This window comes from Klebsiella sp. 2680 (assembly GCF_900198535.1).
Taxonomy (GTDB): Bacteria; Pseudomonadota; Gammaproteobacteria; order Enterobacterales; family Enterobacteriaceae; genus Klebsiella; species Klebsiella indica.
This window is the reverse complement of record NZ_FZNJ01000003.1, coordinates 492,169-512,228: the sequence shown is the minus strand read 5'-3', so window position 1 is coordinate 512,228 and position 20,060 is coordinate 492,169. Positions and strand designations below refer to the sequence as shown.

The 20,060-nt window shown below is 54.8% G+C and carries 14 protein-coding genes; 3 read left to right on the top strand and 11 right to left on the bottom strand.

The window, feature by feature from the left end; translation table 11 throughout:
* Positions 1–6 precede the first annotated feature (6 nt).
* Positions 7–1,524 carry a lysine--tRNA ligase gene (gene lysS / locus FN037_RS15550; RefSeq protein WP_142502645.1) on the top strand — a complete coding sequence of 506 codons (1,518 nt, stop codon included), beginning with the start codon at positions 7–9 and terminating at the stop codon, positions 1,522–1,524.
* A gap of 42 nt (positions 1,525–1,566) precedes the next feature.
* Here the strand turns inward: lysS and idi are convergent, their stop codons facing one another.
* The 11 genes from idi to FN037_RS15500 all read right to left on the bottom strand — a co-directional run bounded on the left by idi (position 1,567) and on the right by FN037_RS15500 (position 17,499).
* Complete coding sequence (gene idi / locus FN037_RS15545; RefSeq protein WP_138360770.1) at positions 1,567–2,115, bottom strand: isopentenyl-diphosphate Delta-isomerase; 549 nt, start codon at positions 2,113–2,115, stop codon at positions 1,567–1,569.
* A 130-nt stretch (positions 2,116–2,245) separates the two neighbouring features.
* On the bottom strand, positions 2,246–2,368 hold the full coding sequence (locus tag FN037_RS24635) for a hypothetical protein (protein WP_241675623.1): 123 nt from the start codon (positions 2,366–2,368) through the stop codon (positions 2,246–2,248).
* A gap of 1 nt (position 2,369) precedes the next feature.
* Positions 2,370–3,815, bottom strand: coding sequence for a nucleobase:cation symporter-2 family protein (locus tag FN037_RS15540; protein WP_142502644.1), 1,446 nt, complete (start codon positions 3,813–3,815; stop codon positions 2,370–2,372).
* An 85-nt stretch (positions 3,816–3,900) separates the two neighbouring features.
* On the bottom strand, positions 3,901–5,268 hold the full coding sequence (locus FN037_RS15535) for an NCS2 family permease (RefSeq protein ID WP_138360768.1): 1,368 nt from the start codon (positions 5,266–5,268) through the stop codon (positions 3,901–3,903).
* Positions 5,269–5,300: 32 nt separating this feature from the next.
* Complete coding sequence (gene guaD, locus FN037_RS15530) at positions 5,301–6,617, bottom strand: guanine deaminase (RefSeq protein ID WP_138360767.1); 1,317 nt, start codon at positions 6,615–6,617, stop codon at positions 5,301–5,303.
* Positions 6,618–6,632: 15 nt separating this feature from the next.
* Positions 6,633–8,033, bottom strand: a complete 1,401-nt coding sequence (locus FN037_RS15525; RefSeq protein ID WP_142502643.1) for a nucleobase:cation symporter-2 family protein — start codon at positions 8,031–8,033, stop codon at positions 6,633–6,635.
* Between the two features lie 451 nt (positions 8,034–8,484).
* A complete protein-coding gene (locus FN037_RS15520) occupies positions 8,485–11,355 on the bottom strand; it encodes a molybdopterin-dependent oxidoreductase Mo/Fe-S-binding subunit (protein WP_142502642.1) in 2,871 nt (956 codons plus the stop codon).
* The gene (ygfM, locus tag FN037_RS15515) at positions 11,352–12,131 is read right to left on the bottom strand and encodes a molybdopterin-dependent oxidoreductase FAD-binding subunit (RefSeq protein WP_142502641.1); all 780 of its coding nucleotides are present in this window, start codon (positions 12,129–12,131) and stop codon (positions 11,352–11,354) included. Before ygfM ends, FN037_RS15520 begins: the two co-directional genes overlap by 4 nt.
* Before the next feature lie 45 nt (positions 12,132–12,176).
* Positions 12,177–13,505, bottom strand: a complete 1,329-nt coding sequence (gene ssnA / locus FN037_RS15510) for a putative aminohydrolase SsnA (RefSeq protein ID WP_142502640.1) — start codon at positions 13,503–13,505, stop codon at positions 12,177–12,179.
* 2 nt (positions 13,506–13,507) lie between these two features.
* The gene (gene ygfK / locus FN037_RS15505) at positions 13,508–16,612 is read right to left on the bottom strand and encodes a putative selenate reductase subunit YgfK (RefSeq protein ID WP_142502639.1); all 3,105 of its coding nucleotides are present in this window, start codon (positions 16,610–16,612) and stop codon (positions 13,508–13,510) included.
* A 323-nt stretch (positions 16,613–16,935) separates the two neighbouring features.
* Entirely contained in the window at positions 16,936–17,499 is a 564-nt protein-coding gene (locus FN037_RS15500; protein WP_142502638.1) for an NTP transferase domain-containing protein, read from the bottom strand.
* Between the two features lie 26 nt (positions 17,500–17,525).
* Between FN037_RS15500 and yqeC the strand changes: the two genes are divergently transcribed.
* Positions 17,526–18,305 carry a selenium cofactor biosynthesis protein YqeC gene (gene yqeC / locus FN037_RS15495; RefSeq protein WP_138360760.1) on the top strand — a complete coding sequence of 260 codons (780 nt, stop codon included), beginning with the start codon at positions 17,526–17,528 and terminating at the stop codon, positions 18,303–18,305.
* 48 nt (positions 18,306–18,353) lie between these two features.
* A complete protein-coding gene (gene yqeB, locus FN037_RS15490; protein WP_142502637.1) occupies positions 18,354–19,979 on the top strand; it encodes a selenium-dependent molybdenum cofactor biosynthesis protein YqeB in 1,626 nt (541 codons plus the stop codon).
* Positions 19,980–20,060 lie beyond the last annotated feature (81 nt).

The following is a 20,060-nucleotide window of genomic DNA, read 5'->3' as shown; positions in this document are numbered from 1 at the left end:
ACCAACATGTCTGAACAACAAGCACAGGGCGCTGACGCGGCAATTGACCTTAATAATGAACTGAAAGCCCGTCGTGAAAAGCTGGCTGCACTGCGTGAGAAGGGTATCCCGTTCCCGAATGATTTCCGTCGTGACCACACCTCTGACCAACTGCACGCTGAATTCGATGCCAAAGAAAACGAAGAGCTGGAAGCGCTGAACGTTGAAGTCGCCGTTGCTGGCCGTATGATGACCCGTCGCATTATGGGGAAAGCCTCCTTCGTTACGCTGCAGGACGTTGGCGGCCGCATTCAGCTGTATGTCGCCCGCGACGATCTGGCGGAAGGGGTCTACAACGAGCAGTTCAAAAAATGGGACCTCGGGGACATCATCGCGGCGCGCGGTAAGCTGTTCAAAACCAAAACCGGTGAACTCTCCATCCATTGCAGCGAACTGCGTCTGCTGACCAAAGCCCTGCGCCCGCTGCCGGACAAATTCCACGGCCTGCAGGATCAGGAAGCGCGCTATCGTCAGCGCTACCTGGACCTGATCGCCAACGATGAATCCCGCAACACCTTTAAAGTGCGTTCGCAGATCCTGGCAGGCATTCGTCAGTTCATGGTCGGCCGCGGCTTTATGGAAGTGGAAACTCCGATGATGCAGGTGATCCCCGGTGGCGCTTCCGCCCGTCCGTTTATCACCCATCACAACGCGCTGGATCTGGACATGTACCTGCGCATCGCGCCGGAACTGTACCTGAAGCGTCTGGTAGTTGGCGGCTTCGAGCGCGTGTTCGAAATCAACCGTAACTTCCGTAACGAAGGTATCTCCGTTCGTCATAACCCAGAGTTCACCATGATGGAACTCTATATGGCCTATGCGGACTATAAAGACCTGATCGAGCTGACCGAATCCCTGTTCCGCACCCTGGCGCAGGACGTTCTCGGCCATACCGAAGTGCCTTACGGCGATCAGACCTTTGATTTCGGCAAGCCGTTTGAAAAACTGACTATGCGCGAAGCGATCAAGAAGTACCGTCCGGAAACCGAGATGGCCGATCTGGATAACTTCGATTCTGCAAAAGCCATTGCGGAAAGCATCGGCATTCACGTTGAGAAGAGCTGGGGTCTGGGTCGCATCGTGACCGAGATCTTTGAAGAAGTGGCGGAAGCGCACCTGATTCAGCCGACCTTCATCACCGAATATCCGGCAGAAGTCTCTCCGCTGGCGCGCCGTAATGACGTGAACCCGGAAATTACCGACCGCTTTGAATTCTTCATCGGCGGGCGTGAAATCGGTAACGGCTTTAGCGAGCTGAACGATGCGGAAGACCAGGCGCAGCGCTTCCAGGATCAGGTTAACGCGAAAGAAGCCGGTGACGACGAAGCGATGTTCTACGACGAAGACTATGTTACCGCGCTGGAGCACGGCCTGCCGCCAACGGCGGGGCTGGGCATTGGCATCGACCGTATGGTGATGCTGTTCACCAACAGTCACACTATCCGCGACGTGATCCTGTTCCCGGCGATGCGTCCGGTAAAATAAGCATAACGGCAATAAACGAGACCCCAGCGCTGCTGGGGTTTTTTACATCTGGCGGCTAAAGTTGATTAACGCGTTACGCGCATTATTATCAGCGGCCTGCATTGCCATCCACGGACTAAAAGCCCACGGCGTGGTGCGGATACCGCTTAGCACCGCTGTAAGATTGCTCCACTGGTAATCCATAACCTCATCGGGATTAACCTGTAGCGGGCTGGCTATTCGGGCAGCATATACCGGGCAGACTTCGTTTTCGACAATACCGTTTGGCGCGATGGCCCGATAGCGAAATGCAGGAAAGACCGGCGTGATGTCGGTAATATCAACACCAAGTTCAAAGCGGCAGCGGCGGGCAACCGCCTGCTCAAAGGTTTCGCCGGTCTGCGGATGCCCGCAAACAGAATTCGTCCAGACGCCGGGCCAGGCTTTTTTGCCCAGTGAACGCCGGGTGACCAGCAACTGACCATGTTCATTAAACAACCAGCAGGAAAACGCAAGATGCAAAGGAGTACTGCGGGTGTGGGCGGCATACTTCTCCAGCATACCTGAGGGCTTATCTTGCTCATCCAGCAAAATAACATGTTCCTGTCGCATAGTTTTCACCAAAAATCATAAGCACTGGCTATTATAAGCCCTGTTGCGACGGAATAATTAACACTTCGGACTATTTCACCTATAGATGACGGCCTCATCTTATCTGATGAGGCCGCCGAAGAAGGGAGACTCAGAAAAGCAGCATAAACTGAAACCGACTTTCAATGGCCAGCGCAATGCCCTCGGAAACCGCCGGGATCGCCAGTAGCACTAGCAGTAACAGGCTAATAATACAGCGCAGAGCGGCATTCATCTTACTCCTCCCGCTGGCTCTTCTTGAGCTTGCGCAGCAGTAGCCACATGCGTACCGTTCGGACTTTAACGCCCGAGGACGCGGTTTCTTGCGCCAGTTCGCTATGATGCCGATAGCCATTAAAGAACAGGTTAAGTAGTACAGCGCTAATGGTGGCCAGCATAATGCCGCTATGCAGCAGCGGCTGGAGGACCGCGGGCAATTTAGAGAAAAAATCATGCGACAGGGTGGGCGTCATGCCGATACCGAGACTGATTGCCACAATATAGAGGTTGTAACGATTAGTGGTGTAGTTACAGCGCGACAGAATGCGAATGCCCGTCGCCAGCACCATTCCGAACATGACCAGACCAGCGCCGCCCAGGACAAACTGTGGAATCGACGCGACCAGTACCGCCATTTTCGGTACCATGCCAAACAGAATCAAAATCATCCCGGAAGCGATGCATACCCAGCGGCTGTACACGCGGGTGACGCTGACCAGACCGACGTTTTGCGAAAATGAAGTATGGGGGAAGCTGTTGAACAGGCCGCCAATCAGCGAGCCCACACCATCCACGCGCAGCCCGCGGACAATATCCTGCGAGGAGAGTTTGCGGCCAACGATCTCTCCGAGAGCGAGGAACATTCCCATCGATTCAATAAAGACGATGATTAACACCGCCGTCATGGTCAGGATCGATACCGGATCAAAGACCGGCGTCCCGAAAGCCATTGGGGTGATGATAGCGAACCAGGAGGCGTCATGTAGGCCAGAAAGGTTAACCTCATTCATCATCCAGGACAGCGTAAAGCCAAAAATAATGCCTAATAAAACGGCGACGTTAGAGAGAAAGCCCTTTGCGAACCGTGTGATCAATAAGATAAAAATCAGTACCGCAAATGAAATGCCCAGATATACCGGATTGCCGTATTCCGGGTTACCTTTGCCCCCGGCAGCCCAGTCGACGCCAACCTGAATAATACTCAAACCAATAGAGGTGATGACCACGCCGGTCACCAGTGAAGGAAATAGCGGGATTAAGCGCCCGATAAGCGGCGCCAGCAATGTGGTAATGAGCCCGGCGACAAGGGTTGCGCCAAAAATCCCCAGCAGGCCAATATCCGGGTTGATCCCAATGGCGATCATCGGCGTTACGGCGGCAAACGTCACCGACATAATCACCGGCAGACGAATGCCCATAAAACGACCGATTCCAATGCATTGCAGCAGCGTGACTACGCCGCAGCAAAAAAGATCGGAGCTGATCAACAGGGCGATGGCGTCTTTATTCAGTCCGAGTCTGTCACCAATCATCAGCGGTACTGCTACCGCACCCGCGTACATAACCAGTACGTGCTGTAGCCCCAGAATGAGGAGCTTTCCCGGCGATAAGAGACGATCAACTTCGTCGATCGTATTGTCGGGATCTGCGGGGGGAGGAAGTTGAGAATCTATGGCGCTCATGCGTATTTCTCCTTAACCCGGTAAACGGCCAAATCGCTTACCGGGGATTAAAAATGACGAGCCTCGATACCCTGTCCGTGGGTACTTAAATGGCCCATCCTCCAGCATAAAATATCACCAGGGCGAGCGTGATAATTACGGTACCAATATTCAGTTTTTGCCATTCGCGGGCGAAAATGCGCCCGACAACCAGGGTGACAAAGCCGAGCATAATGCCAGTGACGATATTGCAAGTCAGGACGATAAACACCGCGCAGACCAGGCCCGACATCGCATCAATAAAGTCGTTGAAATCGAGTTTTGAGACATTACTTAGCATCAGCAACCCTACGTACATCAGTGCCGGTGCGGTGGCATAGCCAGGGATTAAATAAGACAGCGGAGATAAAAACAGGATCAGCAAAAACAGGCAGCCGACAATGGTCGCCGTCAGGCCGGTTTTCCCTCCGGCGGCGGTTCCTGCGGCGGATTCGATATAGACCGCCGCGGGGGCGGCGCCGACCAGGCCGGAGAATACGGAGCTCACGGAGTCGCTGGTTAGCGCTTTACCGCCGTTGATAATCTGGTTGTCCTTATCCAGCAGATTTGCCTGCCCGGCCACCGCGCGAATCGTACCTGTGGCATCAAAGACGGCGGTCATCACCAGCGCCAGTACGCTGGGCAGTACGGCTGGCTTCAGCGCACCCATGATATCGAGGCTAAAAATCAGCGACTTTCCGTCTTCGCCGCTCAGACTGGGCATCGCGACCAGGCCGTGATACTGGACGGCGGGATCGAAAATCAGGCCAATAATTGAGATAGCGATAATGACCAGCAGGATCCCCCCGGGAACGTGACATTTTTCCAGACCAAAAATGACCGCCAGGCCCAGCAAACTCGTGAGTACCGGAAAAGAAGTAAATGCGCCTAGCGCAACCGGTAGCCCTTCGAGCGGGTTTTTTATCACCATACCGACGCCGTTTGCCGCAATGAGCAGCAGGAACAACCCAATACCGATTCCGGTACCGTGGGCGATGCCCATTGGCAGATTACGCAAGATCCAGGTTCGTACTCCGGTGACTGAAATTGCGGTGAAAATGACCCCCATCAGAAATACCGCGCCGAGTGCGATGGGAATGCTGATCTGTTGTCCCAGCACGAGGCTAAAGGCGGTAAAGGCGGTCAGAGAAATGGCACAACCGATCGCCATGGGTAAATTGGCCCACAGCCCCATCAGTAGTGACCCGAATCCTGCGACCAGACAGGTTGCGACAAACACCGCGGCTGGCGGGAATCCCGCTTTTCCCAGCATACCGGGCACCACGATGACCGAATAGACCATCGCCAGAAAGGTGGTCAGCCCGGCCAGGATTTCCTGGCGAACTGAACTGCCGCGAGCCGTAATGTTGAAGTAAGCATCGAGCGCACCGCGGGGTTGTGATGCGTTAGGAGTTGGCAGAGTATCTCCAGACATAATCATGTCCTCAGTCGAATATAAGGGTTGCGTCAGGTGCGCTCATACACCAGGCGGCCGTCAATATAGGTACGATAAATAGAGCGATCGTCACCCAGCGTCATCATCACGAACAGTTTGTCGATCAAAGACACCGAGTTGTCGTAACGTAATTGCTGCAGCGGTGTTGCCGTTGGCTCCAGCACTACAAAATCCGCCTCTTTTCCCGGGGTGAAATTACCGATGAGAGGATCGAGCCCCAGCGCCTTCGCCCCGCCCAGCGTCGCGAGGTAAAATGCCTCATAGGCCGAGAGACGGTATCCCTGAAGCTGCATGACTTTGTAGGCCTCGTTTAGCGTTTGCAGCATATTGAAGGTGGTGCCCGCCCCGATATCGGTGCCCAGGCCAACGTTGATCTTTTTGCGCCAGGCTTTTTGCAAATTGAACAGGCCGCTGCCGAGATACAGGTTTGACGTGGGGCAAAAGGCGATGCTGGAACCTGTTTCGCTCAGGCGATCCCACTCTTTCTCGTCCAGATGCACGCAGTGAGCGAAGACGCAGTTCTTACCGGTCAATCCGTACTGGTGATAGACGTCAAGGTAGCCGTCATGGTCGGGGTAGAGTGTTTTCACCCAGTTAATTTCATCTTTGTTTTCACACAGATGCGTATGTAACCATGTGTCCGGGTACTCCTGGCGCAGGCGCTGCGCCATCGCAAGCTGTTGCGGCGTAGACGTTGGGGCGAAACGAGGGGTGATGGCATACAGCAAGCGACCCTTTTTATGCCAGCGTTCAATCAGCGCTTTACTTTGCTGGTAACTGCTTTCCGCATCATCCAACAGGTAAGCCGGGGCGTTGCGATCCATCATCACTTTGCCGGCGATCATGCGCATATTGATATGGCTGGCGGCTTCGAACAGGGCATCTACCGATTGGGGGTGTACGGTACCGAAGACCAGCGCAGTGGTGGTGCCATTACGCAGTAATTGCTTCAGGAAAAAAGAGGACATCTCGCGCGCATATTCCAGGTCCTGATAACGCCGCTCGGTGGGAAAGGTGTGTTTGTTCAACCACTCCAGTAGCTGTTCGCCATAGGCGCCGACCATTTCGCTCTGCGGATAGTGGATATGGGTATCGACAAATCCGGGAGTCACCAGTTTTCCACGATAATCGCGGATGCGGGTAGCCTCCGGAACCTGATGTTTCCCTTGTTCCCATTCGCCAAACCACTCGATTTTCCCCTGATAAATCAAGAGCAACCCATCCTCGACAAACCGCAACGCCGATTCAAGCGCTTCGGGATTGTCGATGGTGTGCGTGATATCGAGAAAACTGCCGCGCACGGCTTTAAGCGTGTGTTCACCTGACATGTGATCCCCTTACAATTAATCCGTCTCTTCCACCGAGGTCGCTGCGGGCAAAACGTCCTCTTGCCGATAGCCGCCAGGGAGGATGATATTCAACAGGATCGCGGTCAGCCCGCCCGCGCAGATGGGGTTTTCCACCAGCACATAAATGGAGGCAGGCAATATTTTGAAAATTTCCGGGTCATAGGAAACGCCGAGCCCCAGACCGAGAGAGGTCGCGACGATAAGCGTTTCGCGGCGCTTCAGACCGTTTGAAATGATGATGCGGATCCCGGCGATAGCGATCATGGAGAACATCAGCGTCATCGCGCCGCCGAGTACCGCAGAGGGAATGGTCGTGAAGAAGCCGCCAATTGTGGGAAACAGACCGAGGATCACCAGCATCACGGCGATGGTGCGCCCGATATAGCGCGAGGCGACGCCGGTCATCTGGATAATGCCGTTATTTTGCGCAAAGGTAGTGAGCGGCAGGGAGCCGAGTGCGGAGGCAATGACCGAGACCAGTCCGTCAGCCAGCACGCCGCCTTTCAGGCGCGACTGATACTCATCGCCCTGGATTGGACGCCGCGAAACCATCGCCGTTGCCGTAATGTCGCCAACGGCCTCCAGCACGCTCAGCAGGTAAATGGTGCCGACCACCAGAAAATGATGCAGGCTGAAATGAAAACCATATTTAAACGGGACCGGTACGGTCACCAACGGCAGGTTTTTCATGCTGCTGAAATCGACCATGCCAAGACATAGCGATACGATATAGCCGACGCCTAATCCGATGGCGATCCCTCCCATGCGCAGTAACGGGTTGCGGCAGCAGTTAAAACCGATCACGACTATCAGGACTAACAAGCCGACGCCGATATTTTGATAATCACCGTAGGTGCCGCTACTCTTTGCTGCAAAGCCGCCGCCAAAATCAATAATGCCGACTTTAATCAGGCTCAGGCCAATCATCAGCACCACAATGCCGCTGACTGTGGGCGTGATCACCCGGCGTAGATAGGGGAGGATAAACGAGGAACCTACGACCAGAAATGCGCCGACAAACGACACGCCGAGCAGTGATGACATAATCAACTGCTCATGAAAACCATCGCTTTTCATGCTGCTGCCGAGGGCTATCATCACGGTAACGAACGAGAAATTCACCGACTGTATCGACAGCAAACCCGAGCCGATAATGCCGTAGCGGTTAACCTGCAGCCAGGTGCCGATCCCGGAGGCGATCATCGCCATCGAGACCAGATACGCGGTGGTTTCCGCAGAGAGTTGTAGCGTTGCTCCGACAATCAGGGCAGGGGTGACCATGGGGACGAAAATAGCTAATAAATGGGTAATCGCTCCCACTATTGTCTCGCGAAAAGGAGGGCGATCCTCCAGTTCATAAATCAGGTCGGAACCTGCATGGGGTAGATCAGACATCCCTTTACTCCCTCTGTTTGGGTATAAGCAAATTTGATCATCTGATTCAGTAGATTAAAATTCTGTGGATGCTGAGCGCAGAACGCCCTGAGCCGCGAGGCGATCAACCCACAGACGGCATTTAATAATGATTGAATCACCTTGCGCCTGGCCCAGCAGAAGGCTTTCATTGGCCATGCCAACTACGCCTGTTGGGCCGGGCTCTTAGAGCCTATCCCGTCAGGGCTATTTGGCTTGTCATTTTGAACCTGGGCAGTGCTCAGAATCCTCACGTACTACGTGTACGCTCCGGTTCTTCCGCGCTGGCCGTGTTCAAACTGTCTGCGCCAATAACGCCTGGTGGGATAGGCTCTTAATCTGGCCGTATTACTGGAATAAAAGAGCCCGCGTGGTTCTTTCCCTCTCCCGGAGGAGAGGGAATGCTTGCTGTGTACTGTCGCGGTTCTTCGCGTTACAGCCTTCCTAAGGCGCTCAGTATTTTCTCCGGTGTAAAATGCCATTCGCGCAGCCAGACGCCGCAGGCATCGTGAATGGCAGTGGCAATGGCCGGCGCCGCGCCGTTCACGCCAATTTCGGAGATAGATTTGGCACCAAATGGACCGACTTTATCGTCGCTGGGTACCAGCACCGCGCGAAAATCACGCGGAATATCACCGATTTTCGGTGCGCCATAGCTGCGCAAATCCCGGGTGAGCGGATGGCCTTGTGCGTCATAGATAATCTCTTCGCTCAGGCTGTGACCGATGGCGCGCATTGACGCCCCGTAAATTTGTCCCAGCGCCAGTTCGGGATTAACCGGCGTGCCACAGTCCAGCAACGCATAGAATTTATCGAGGCGAATCTCGCCGGTGCGGGTATTTACCGCCACTTCGGCGAAGTTCGCTCCATACGGGAACGCGAAATCGGCCGTGATATAGCTGGCGGTGGCGACCAGCGTCCCGAAACCGGTGCCGGTTTCGGCTTTGTGGCCGATGTCAGCGTAGCTCACTTCACCCTGCTTGCCGCGCACCACGCCAGGGGCTGCCAGCGCAACATCGCTCAGCGGCTCACCGAGCATTTCAGCTCCGTGAAAGAGGATTTTTTCCCGCAGATTTTCCGCCGCTTTGCGCGCCGCATTGCCGGAAAAGCAGGTGCCGGATGAGGCATAGGCGCCTTTGTCAAACAGGGCGTGGTCGGTATCGCCGGAAATAACGTATACATCCTGCGGTGGGCAATGCAGCACTTCCGCCGCCAGTTTGGTGATCACCGTATCCAGGCCGGTACCAATATCCGCCCCGCCGGAATGCACGATAAACGTGCCATCAGATTCGAGTTTAATCATGCAGTTGGCCTGATCGATATCGGGGATCCCGGACTTCTGCATAATGATGGCGACACCGCGGCCCACTCGCCAGTCACCGTCGTGCGGTTTGGGTGAGGACCATTGGATCATCTCGCGCCCCTGATGCAGAATCGCTTCCAGCGCACAGCTGGCCGCGGTCGGCACCGATGTTGGCGCTTTACCTTCGCCAATTGCGCCAAGAATTTTCAATGGTTGGCCTTCATGGACGCGATTACGCTCAATCATCTCCAGTTGATCAATCTGTAGCTGTTCGGCCAGTTCGGCCAGCGCCATGGTGATAGCGAAGTTGCCTTTCGGTGCGCCGTATCCCTGATAGGCGCCGGTCGGACAGATATTGCTGTAGTAGGTTGTTACGTTGAAATCGACGTTATCACAGGGATACAAAGGCAGTGACAGCGCTGGTCCGTTGGACGGCACGGTGAGAGAGTGGTTGCCGTAGGGGCCGGTATTCGCGCGGAAATCCATCTTCACCGCGGTCAGGCGACCATCTTTCTTCGCCCCAAGCTTTACGGTGACGTTGGCAACGTGGCGGGAGGTATTGGCAATAAATTCCTCTTCACGGGTGTAGCGGAAATAGACCGGGCGTCCGGTGACGCAGGTGGCCCAGGCGCAAACTTCTTCCAGCAGGATATCTTGCTTGGAACCAAATCCGCCGCCCACACGCTCTTTAATCACATGAACCTTGTGCTGTTTCATTCCGACGAGGCGAGCGACCTGGCGACGTAAGTGCCATGGAACCTGCGTTGACGCGTGAATAATCAGACGGTCACCGTCCATGTGGGTAAAGCAGATATGGGGTTCTGCCGGACACTGCTGGGCCTGGGTAGAGGAATAGGTACGCTCAATCACCACATCGGCTTCGGCGAAGCCTTTTTCCATATCGCCAATATGACCGTGAATACTGGCGGCAATATTTTTACGTGGACGCGCGCCAATGGGGAAATTGATGATCATATGTTCCCCGCGCTGGGTTGCATGGCGGTTATCTTCTTCCAGCGTATCCGGCGCCCCGGCCATATAGACAACCGGTTCATCGTGAATTACCGGCGCGTCATCGGCCATTGCGTCGTCAATCGACATGACCGGCTTGAGCACTTGATATTTGACGTCGATAAGCTTCAGCGCCGCCAGTGCTATCTGTTCGTTTTCTGCAACGACCGCCGCGACGCGATCGCCAACGTGACGCAGTTTTTGACTAAACATCCTTCGGTCGAGCGGCGACGGCTCCGGAGCGCTCTGGCCGCCTGGGGTGTAGTAGATGTCGGGGCAGTTAAGATAGGTGATAACGTGAACGACTCCCGGCAGCGCCTCGGCTTTGCTAACGTCAAGGTGGGTAATCAGCGCATGGGGATGCGGGCTGCGCAGCATCTTAATCACGCAGGCATCGGGTGTGATACGGTCTTCGACGTAGCAGGGTTTAGCCTGCACCATGGTTGCCGCATCGGTTTTCGGATACAGCTTGCCGACAATTGCCAGGTCGTCGCGGAAGGTTGGTGCGCTATCAAGGGTTATCTGCGGGTTGCTTTTACGTGCCACCGCCAGCGCTATCACCTGATAATACTGTTGCCAGCCAGCATCTCGACTAAATAAACCGGAGAGCGCGTCGTCGATCTCTTCACGCGTCGGGTCCGCGATACGCTCGAGAAGATCGCTGATAATTAGCGCGGCAGCGGGGTCGTTATAGCCCGATTGCACCACCCCGACGTCGACCATTGCCTGCTGTACCAGGCTCAGTTGATTCCATTTGCCCAACGATTCGCTCGTGCGGATCGCTGCCTGCTCCAGTTGGGCGGCGATAAGCAGAGAGGCGTTGACGATGCGGCCATTAAACAGAATCGCGTCAGAACCGGCGAAACCAAAACCATCATCGCTGTTGCGCACCGAATGCATGCCAAGATCGAAAAGTAATGCCTGTACGTTAGCGCCAGGATTCACCTTCATCTCGCGCGCAGTGCCGTTTAAGGTAAAGTGAATAATCATACGACCTTCTCCCCTGTCTGCTGGCAGTCGGTATACAAATCCGCCACGACCACACCGGCGATATAGCGTTTATAAGCCACGCTGCCCCGTAGATCCTGCTGAGGGAAAATGGCGGCGGCGACGGCCTGCTCCAGCGCACGGCCTTCCAGGCGCTGTGATTCCACATCCCGCAAACGGACTGGCCTGTCCGCCACGCCGTCCAGCGCGATACGTATTTCATCCTGTTCCGGAATAGCCACCGCGGCGGTGACTACGGTTAACCCGGCTTGCGAGCGGCTGATTCTACGGGTTGCACAGGCGCAAAACGGATTGTTGATGACAATTTCCGTGATCAGGGGCGAGCCGGGCTGAGTGAGGTAATTCTCCAGCGACAGGCTCTTGCCGTCGGCAAATATCAGGTGCGCGTCCAGCGCCAGCAGAACAGGGAGCAAAACGGACTCTTCCTGACGGGCGGCGATCTCACCGCCAAGAGTCGACTGGTTACGCAGGTGGCGGGAGTAAACGAAACCCAGCGCGTCGTGCAGCGCGTCGGGAATATAGTGGGTATCGCGCAGAGTCTGCAGGCGCGTCATTGCGCCAATTCGCAGAGAGCCGTTATCCCAGTCAACCCACTCCAGTTCAAGGTTCTGTAGGGAAATGGCAATTTGCTTGTCAGGCTGCGTCGGCGTGGCATTGATCTTACTGCCCCCGGCAAACCAGACGGCATCATCCTGGTAGCGTGATTTGAGCTCCAGCGCTTGTTCTACGGAGTCCGGTTTGAAAAATTGCTCGATCATAATCTTTCCTCATCAATCTTTCTGTCGATACGAAAGAGGCGTGGGTTATGCCAGCGAGTCCATTCGACGCCACATATCCGCAGCAACTTTCCGTGCCTGGGCATAAATCGAATCGCAATCGAAAGCGAACTGGCGGTCTTCATAAACCATCGCGCCGTTGATCATCACGCTATGGACGCTGGCGGAACCGAGACCAAAGGCGATATGTCCGGCGATGTTGTCAGCCAGCAGCGGCGTGGGCGCGGCGTAATCACAAATGGTCAGATCGGCTTTATAACCCGCCTCCAGTCGACCGAAGCGTGCGCCGAAGTTGCGGTTCAGCAGTTCGTTGCCGTTAGTCAGGGCACGAGCGAAACCGTCAGGCCACAGCGGACCGCCGGCATCACGATGTTTAAAGAAGGCAAATTTCATCTCTTCCAGCATGTCGGAGCCGATACCGTCGGTGCCCAGCGCCAGATTGCGAATATCGGTAAGATGGTGGTTGTAGCCGACATGGTTGTTCATGTTGGAGCGGGCGTTGTGCACCAGAAACGCATCCTGTTCGTTCAGCAGGGCGATATCGTCTGCGGACAAATAAAGGCCGTGCGCGACCAGCGTTTTGCGATTGATAAGATCCCATTCCGCCAGCCGGATAAGCAAATCTTTGCCATACATATGGTGGCTGTGGGAAACATCATAGCGATCTTCCGCGGCGTGGATATGCAGCCCGCGACCGGTGGCGTTGAGCGCTTCACGCAGCATTTCCAGGCCAGCGTCCGGTACGGTAAAGGGGGCATGAGCGCCGATATGTGCTTCCACCAGATAGGGTTCTGTGCCCGCTTCCCTGGCCTGATCTATCTGGCGGGCGAAGCGGATATTTTCTTCCACACCGGCCTGTAGCTCATCGATCCCACCGTTGCGATCGGTCGTTTCAAAGCAGGTCATTCCGCGCAGGCCGATTTTCAGAAAAGCATTGCGCAACGTGGAGAGCGAACCATCGATGTACGCGGGAGAAGCGTGGTGATCGATGACCGCAGAGCATCCGCTCTTAATCGCTTCGATGGCGCAAATTAATCCGCTGTAGTAGAGCGACTCTTCGTCCAGCGCGCGATCCAGCCGCCACCACAGGTTTTTCAGCGTTGAAATAAAATCCGGGCTGGGCGCAATTTTTGCCATAATGCCGCGCGACAGGCCGGAGTAGAAATGGTTGTGTGCGCAAACCAGCCCGGGCATGACGAGGCGCCCATGCATCTCTTTCCAGTCCGCCTCTGGGTAGCGTCGGGTCAGCGCATCGCCGATCTCGATGATAACGTCATTGTCTATGGCAATATCAACACCCTCTTGCACTTTCGCAGGGTGAAGCTGTATGGCAGTGACATTTTTCAGAATTAACATGGTTATACCTCCACCCGGCCCAGCAGATAGTGATGTTGCTGGTGGACATGGCTGATGATGCGGCAGGTTTCATCCAGTCCCGGTGGGATGCTGGCGAACTGGCCGTCGTTATCAATATTCAGGACCCAACTTTGGTTATTGAGACGGATGCGTACGCGATCCTCTTCCACCAGGAAACCTGGATTGCTGCTGGCGTCAAAATCCTGCGCCAGGCTAAAGACGGTGATTTTGTCTTTGTAAGGTTTGCCCTGCCACGGGCAGAACTGGGCGCAGTTGCCGCATTCGTTGCAGTAAGCGTCCAGGTGCAGCGTCTGGAAGCGGTTCCTGAAGCCTGGTATCGCAATCGATACGTTGGCGCGGTTTGGGCAGACATCGACACACTTGCTGCATAAGTAGTTGCACTCAAGGCAGCGTTCGCCTTCCTGGGCAACGAAGGCATCGCGATCGTCTTTGTCGATGATGGCGACCGATATCTCCCCCTTACGCTGGTAGATTTCAGCAGGATTTACGTTATTCCAGCGTTTATCGGCGTGGTGAGAGCGGATATTTTCCCGGTAAAGGATCGTATCGGTTGCCCGCCGGGCAGAGCCGATAGCGGCGACGATAGAGGAAGGACCACGCTGAACATCGCCAATCATAAAGACGTTTGTCAGGCGGGTTTCACCGTTGGCGTTTACCTCCGGCCAGCCTTTATCGTTCAGCGGGACTCCCATGGCGCTCAGCGCATCGGTGTCCTGCTGTTCCCCAATGGCGGTGATCAGGCTGTCGGCATGCAGCGTAATGGTGTCATCTGTTTCTACCGGACGGCGGCGCCCTTTCTCATCAGGCTCGCCAAGAGACATCACGCGCAGGGTGAGCGTCCCGTCGGCAGCAAAACGTTGTGGATTCATCAGGAAGCGGAACTCAACGCCATCGTGCAATGCCTCTTCATACTCTTCACGCCAGGCAGGCATTTCCTGCAGTGAACGGCGATAGACAATGGTTGCCTTTTCCACACCGGGCACGCGCAACGCCGCCCGGGCACAGTCCATCGCGGTATTCCCGGCACCAACAACAACCACGTGTTTACCCAGGTTCAGCGTGGAGCCCTGATTGTATTCACGCAGGAAGGGCAACGATTTCCAGACATGAGGATTATCGCCTTCCAGTTTCACGCCGCTGTTTTTGTCAGTACCGGTGGCGATCAGCACATATTGATAACCCTGGTTTTTCAACTGCTGGACCGTGAGATGGGCATCACAGCCATATTCGAATTTCACGCCGTGATCGGCAACAAAATCAATATCATGCTGGATTAACTCAGCAGGGATGCGGAACTGTGGGATAATGTTTTTGACGACGCCGCCAGCGTTAGCTTCCCGCTCGAAGAGGGTAACCGAATGTCCGGCTCGCGCCAGGAAATAACCTGCGGCAAGCCCCGCGGGGCCCGCGCCGATCACCGCTACCGGATGCCGGGAGCCGGAGCCTGCGGGTTTATGCCAGCGTTGTTTGTATTCATCCCAGCCTTTTTCCAGGGCGATTTTTTTCAGTTCGCGAATGTTCAGGGCGCTGTCGTAATCCAGGCGCGTACAGTTGTACTGACATTGATGATCGCAAATATGACCGGTAATGGCAGGCAGAGCGTTGCGTTGATAGATAAGCGCCAGCGCATCGGCGTAGCGCTGTTCTCCCATCAGGCGAATATATTCGGGGATATCCTGCTTAATAGCGCAGGCGGTAACGCACGGCGCGACGTAGCAATCGGTTAGCGGCAGGCTTTCCGCTACCTCAATTCGATCTTCCGGTTTCCAGTGTTTCTGGGTATAGGCCATCGTCATAGCGTCTTCTGCCAGCCGATTTAATCGCTCCACGTCGATTTGGGTCATTCCCCAGGTATCCGATGCTTCCAGCTCACGCATGCAGGCGCTCAGACGCAGGTAGCCGCCGGGCTTCAATAGATCGGTCGCCATAGTAATAGGGCGGATCCCGGTATCGAAAATATCGCGAATTGTCAGTTGGCTGGCGCCACCGGAATATGAGATCGGTAATTTTCCGTCGAAGGCCCGGGACAGTTCCGCCGCCACGTTGATAGAAAGCGGGAACAGCGCCCGACCGGACATATACATCTCATCGCCGGGAAGCGCGCCTTTATTGTTGACGGTGCCAAGGGTGTTGGTGAGCTTGACGCCGAAGCCCAGCGATTTTTGCTTCGCCAACGCCATCAGGCGTTTCAGCATTTCCAGCGCCTGGGATAGTTTGAGATCGTGCTCGAACGACGCCTCTTTCAGTCCAATATAACTGAAGCCGCAGCTGTCCAGAATCTGGCGAACGCGGGCATAGCCCAACAGGGTTGGATTCAGTTTTACGAAGGTGTTCAGCGCCTTTTCTTCCAGCATGTACTGGCAGATGGCCTCGATTTCATGTGGCGGACAGCCATGCATGGTAGAGAGGGTGACGCCATGAACCAGGGTGGCAGGAATACGTTCGGGAAGCGCGCGCAGGGTTTCCCGCTGTTTATTCAGTCCGTGGCGTGCCAGAAAATCGTCGTCATGCAGCCAGCGGCTAAGTGTGTCGCGGTATTGCGTAAATTTCGGCTGCGCTGAAGCATCGATCATACTGTCGATAAACTGCTGCATCGGCGGTTGTTTGATGCCGTCCAGGTTGTAGCCGACGCTCATATTGAAGATAAATGATTTCCCGGCGCCAGCGCTGGCGGGCTGGAAAATCTGCTCTAACAGATGCAGGACGAACCAGGCCTTCAGGTATTCATCCCAGGCCTTTTGCAGAGTAAACTCGGTGGACCACTCAGTATTGAAACATTCGTCTTCCGCATCGATACAGGGTTTTTCCAGCTCCAGCCGGTCAAGTATTTGTACTGTTTTCAGTTCAATGAAGCGGCCGCCAGTCAGCCAGGAGGTGATGATATTTTGCGCCAGTTGGGTGTGCGGGCCAGCGGCAGGACCAACGGGGGTGGCACAGGTTTCACCAAAGACGTTGACTGACCTATCATTGGCGGGTGAGTAAAACTGTTGCTCAGGAATACCAAAGATAGAACCCTGTTGCAGGTATTCATCAAATATGCGCGTCAAAAGCTCCTCAAATGGCACGGGACGCATAATATCCCCCATAACCCTCTCCTTTTATCATGAATTAACCGGTGTGGATAAACCGGAGGTCTGGGGGGGTAGAGCAACATTCACACCATGATTACGGACACCGGGCATAAATATAATTTTTTGTGAAGTGCTTCTAAACTTGAGCCCGCTTTGTGAAATATCTCACATGTCGTAAATGAGAATTAAAATCAGTATGATCCATTTATCAAACGGTTGTTTCACGAACGCCTTTTATTTTCTCAAAAAGAAGGAATTTGTATCATTATGATAAGTGTGGAGGGTGTGGAACTTTTTTGTTTGAACGCAATCGTTTAACCTGGTCGTGATAATTTTCATTAATGCTGATGGAGGCGAATAAAATCTTCTGGCGTATCAACATCCGAAATGATTTCTATATGATCTATTTCCACCTTATTATGCGCGCCAGCCAGTAATGCCTGATGCATATTTTTTTGCGGGCCGGAGAGGGCCTGTAACAGGCAGCGTCGGGTGAGCAGAATCGGATGGCCTGGCGTGCCCTGATAGTACGGGATTAGCGCGCTGTCATTGCGTAATGACCATATTTTATTAAATATTTCAAACGTCAGGCAGGGCATGTCTCCGTGGGTGATGAAGCAGTATTCGCTTTTAACGGCGTTTGCGGCGACCTTCACAGAAGAGTACAGACCATCAGCATAGTCAGGGTTGTGCGTTATCAGTATATGACTTGCGCCGGCATAGCGATGGTACAGTTCATCGCCGCGATAGCCGGTAACTAAAATAACCTGGCTGCAAAATTGCAGGGCATTTTTGATACTTGCATCAAGAATTGTCCCGTCCTGCCAGGGTAGCATCATTTTCCATTTTCCCATTCGTGATGAAAGCCCCGCGGCGGTAATAATGCAGTCGATTGGCGGCATCGTCCATTCCTTATTTTAGGTGGCTGATGATTATTGATAAAAATATAAAGAGTCACGCCGGTTTATTCTTTGATTTAGGTGCGCAGAAACGTCCCTTGATTATTTCGCTTGTCGGGGCTGGCGGGAAAACGAGTACGCTTTTCTGGCTGGCGAGATTATTTCATGGCTACGGCAGGCGGGTCATCGTGACCACAACGACGCATATGTTTCTGCCCGATGCCGCTTGCCCAACGATCTTCTGCCGGGAGCCTGCCGCTCTGCCTTCCCACTATCTTATGCGGCCCATCTGGGCCTGTTTTCGCGCATGGAAAGCGCAGGAAGGGAAAGCGAGAGGGTTTTCGCCGCAGGCCATTGATGCGCTGGCGGCCCGTGCGGAATGTGACGTTATTCTGGTAGAAGCGGATGGCGCTCACGGATTGCCGCTTAAAGCGCCGGATGAGCACGAACCTTGCATACCTGAAAGCAGTTGCTGCGTGATTGCCGTTATGGGCGGGCAGATGTTGGGGGAGAATACGGGCGCGGAGAATGTCCATCGCTGGCCGTTGTTTGCTGAGATCACTGGCCTGACGGCGGATGAGCCGCTGACCTTCGGGCACCTTCTTCGGCTAATTCGCCACCCACAGGGGGCGTTTAAAAACGTCCCGCCGGACAGCAGGCGTATCTGGTTTCTCAATCAATTTTCTCAATCTGAGAATAGCGCGACGGAATACGATCTGTTCCAGCTATTGCGCAATGGGAATGTGGATGCCATTTGGCTGGGGGCGGTACGGGAACAGCCACCGATTACGCGCAGACTTGTGAGATAGCGAGGCCGGGAAACCGGAACCACCATAGGGATATCCATTGAGGTTTTTATGAATATTTTCACAGAAGCGGCAAGACTCGAAGAACAAAACAGTCCATTTGCGTTGGCGCAAATTGTCGATAGCCGTGGCTCAACGCCGCGACATTCAGCTGAGATGTTGATTCATCAGGATGGAACGACCTTTGGCACGATTGGCGGAGGAATGGTGGAGCGCAAAGTGATCGATGAGGCGCAACAGGCTTTACGGGAAAGAAAGCCGCGTTTGTTTCATGGGCGGATGGCGCGTAATGGTGCGGATGCTGTCGGTTCTGATTGCGGTGGCGCGATGACGGTCTTCATCAGCGTACATGGGCTCCGTCCCCGTCTGGTGCTGATCGGCGCCGGGCATGTGAATCGGGCGATAGCACAGAGCGCCGCGCTGTTGGGTTTTGATATCGCCGTGGCGGATATTTATCGTGAAAGCTTAAATCCGGCGGCATTCCCGCCCTCGGTGCAGTTACTGCATGCCGATTCGTTTGCTGAGGCGGTGGATGCGCTGGAGATCCGGCCCGATAACTTCGTCCTTATCGCCACCAATAATCAGGATCGCGAGGCGCTGGATAAGCTGGTGGAGCGTCCGCTGGCCTGGCTGGGGCTGCTGGCAAGTCGCCGCAAGGTTCAGCTTTTTTTGCGCCAGTTGCGGGAAAAAGGCATCGCGGAAGAACATCTTGCGCGCCTGCATGCGCCGGTAGGTTACAACATTGGCGCTGAAACGCCGCAGGAGATCGCGGTAAGCGTGCTGGCTGAGATTTTACAGATAAAGAATAACGCGCCTGGCGGATTAATGATGAAACCTGCGCATCCTTCCGGGCATCAGCGCGTGGTGATCCGCGGCGCGGGAGATATCGCCAGCGGCGTGGCGTTGCGTCTTTACCATGCCGGATTCAAGGTATTCATGCTGGAAGTGGAGCAACCGACGGTGATCCGCCGCAGCGTGGCATTTGCTCAGGCGGTGTTTGAGGGGGAAATGGTGGTGGAAAGCGTCACCGCCCGGCGGGTGAATTCGGCGACAGACGCGATAGCGCTGGCGGAGCGCGGCATCATTCCGGTGCTGGTCGATCCTGTCTGTGCATCTCTTGATACGTTAAAGCCCGTCTGCGTGGTGGATGCCATTCTGGCAAAACACAATTTGGGCACCCATATTGCGATGGCCCCGGTGACGATTGCTTTAGGGCCAGGATTTAGCGCAGGTGAGGATTGTCATGCGGTAATAGAAACCAATCGCGGCCACTGGCTGGGAAAGGTGATTTACTCCGGTTGCGCACAAGAAAATACCGGCGTGCCGGGGAATATTATGGGGCATACCGCGCGACGGGTGATTCGTGCGCCCGCAGCGGGCATCATGCGTGCCAATGTAAAATTAGGCGACCTGGTGAAGGAGGGGGAGGTGATCGCCTGGATTGGCGACAGTGAAATTAAGGCCCCGCTGTCGGGCATGGTGCGTGGCCTGTTAAGCGACGGGCTGGCGGTGGTCGGCGGGTTTAAAATCGGTGATATTGACCCGCGTGGCGAGACAGCCGATTTTACCACCGTGTCTGATAAAGCGCGGGCGATCGGCGGCGGAGTCCTGGAAGCGCTGATGATGCTGATGCATCAAGGGGTAAAATCAACCAGAGAAGTGCTGGAAGTTGCATAAGGTTGCGTGTTGTTTGTCACCAACGACCACGTTGTTCGCAGAGGATGACAGGGGACGTTAGCGTCACCATCCGGCAACCGT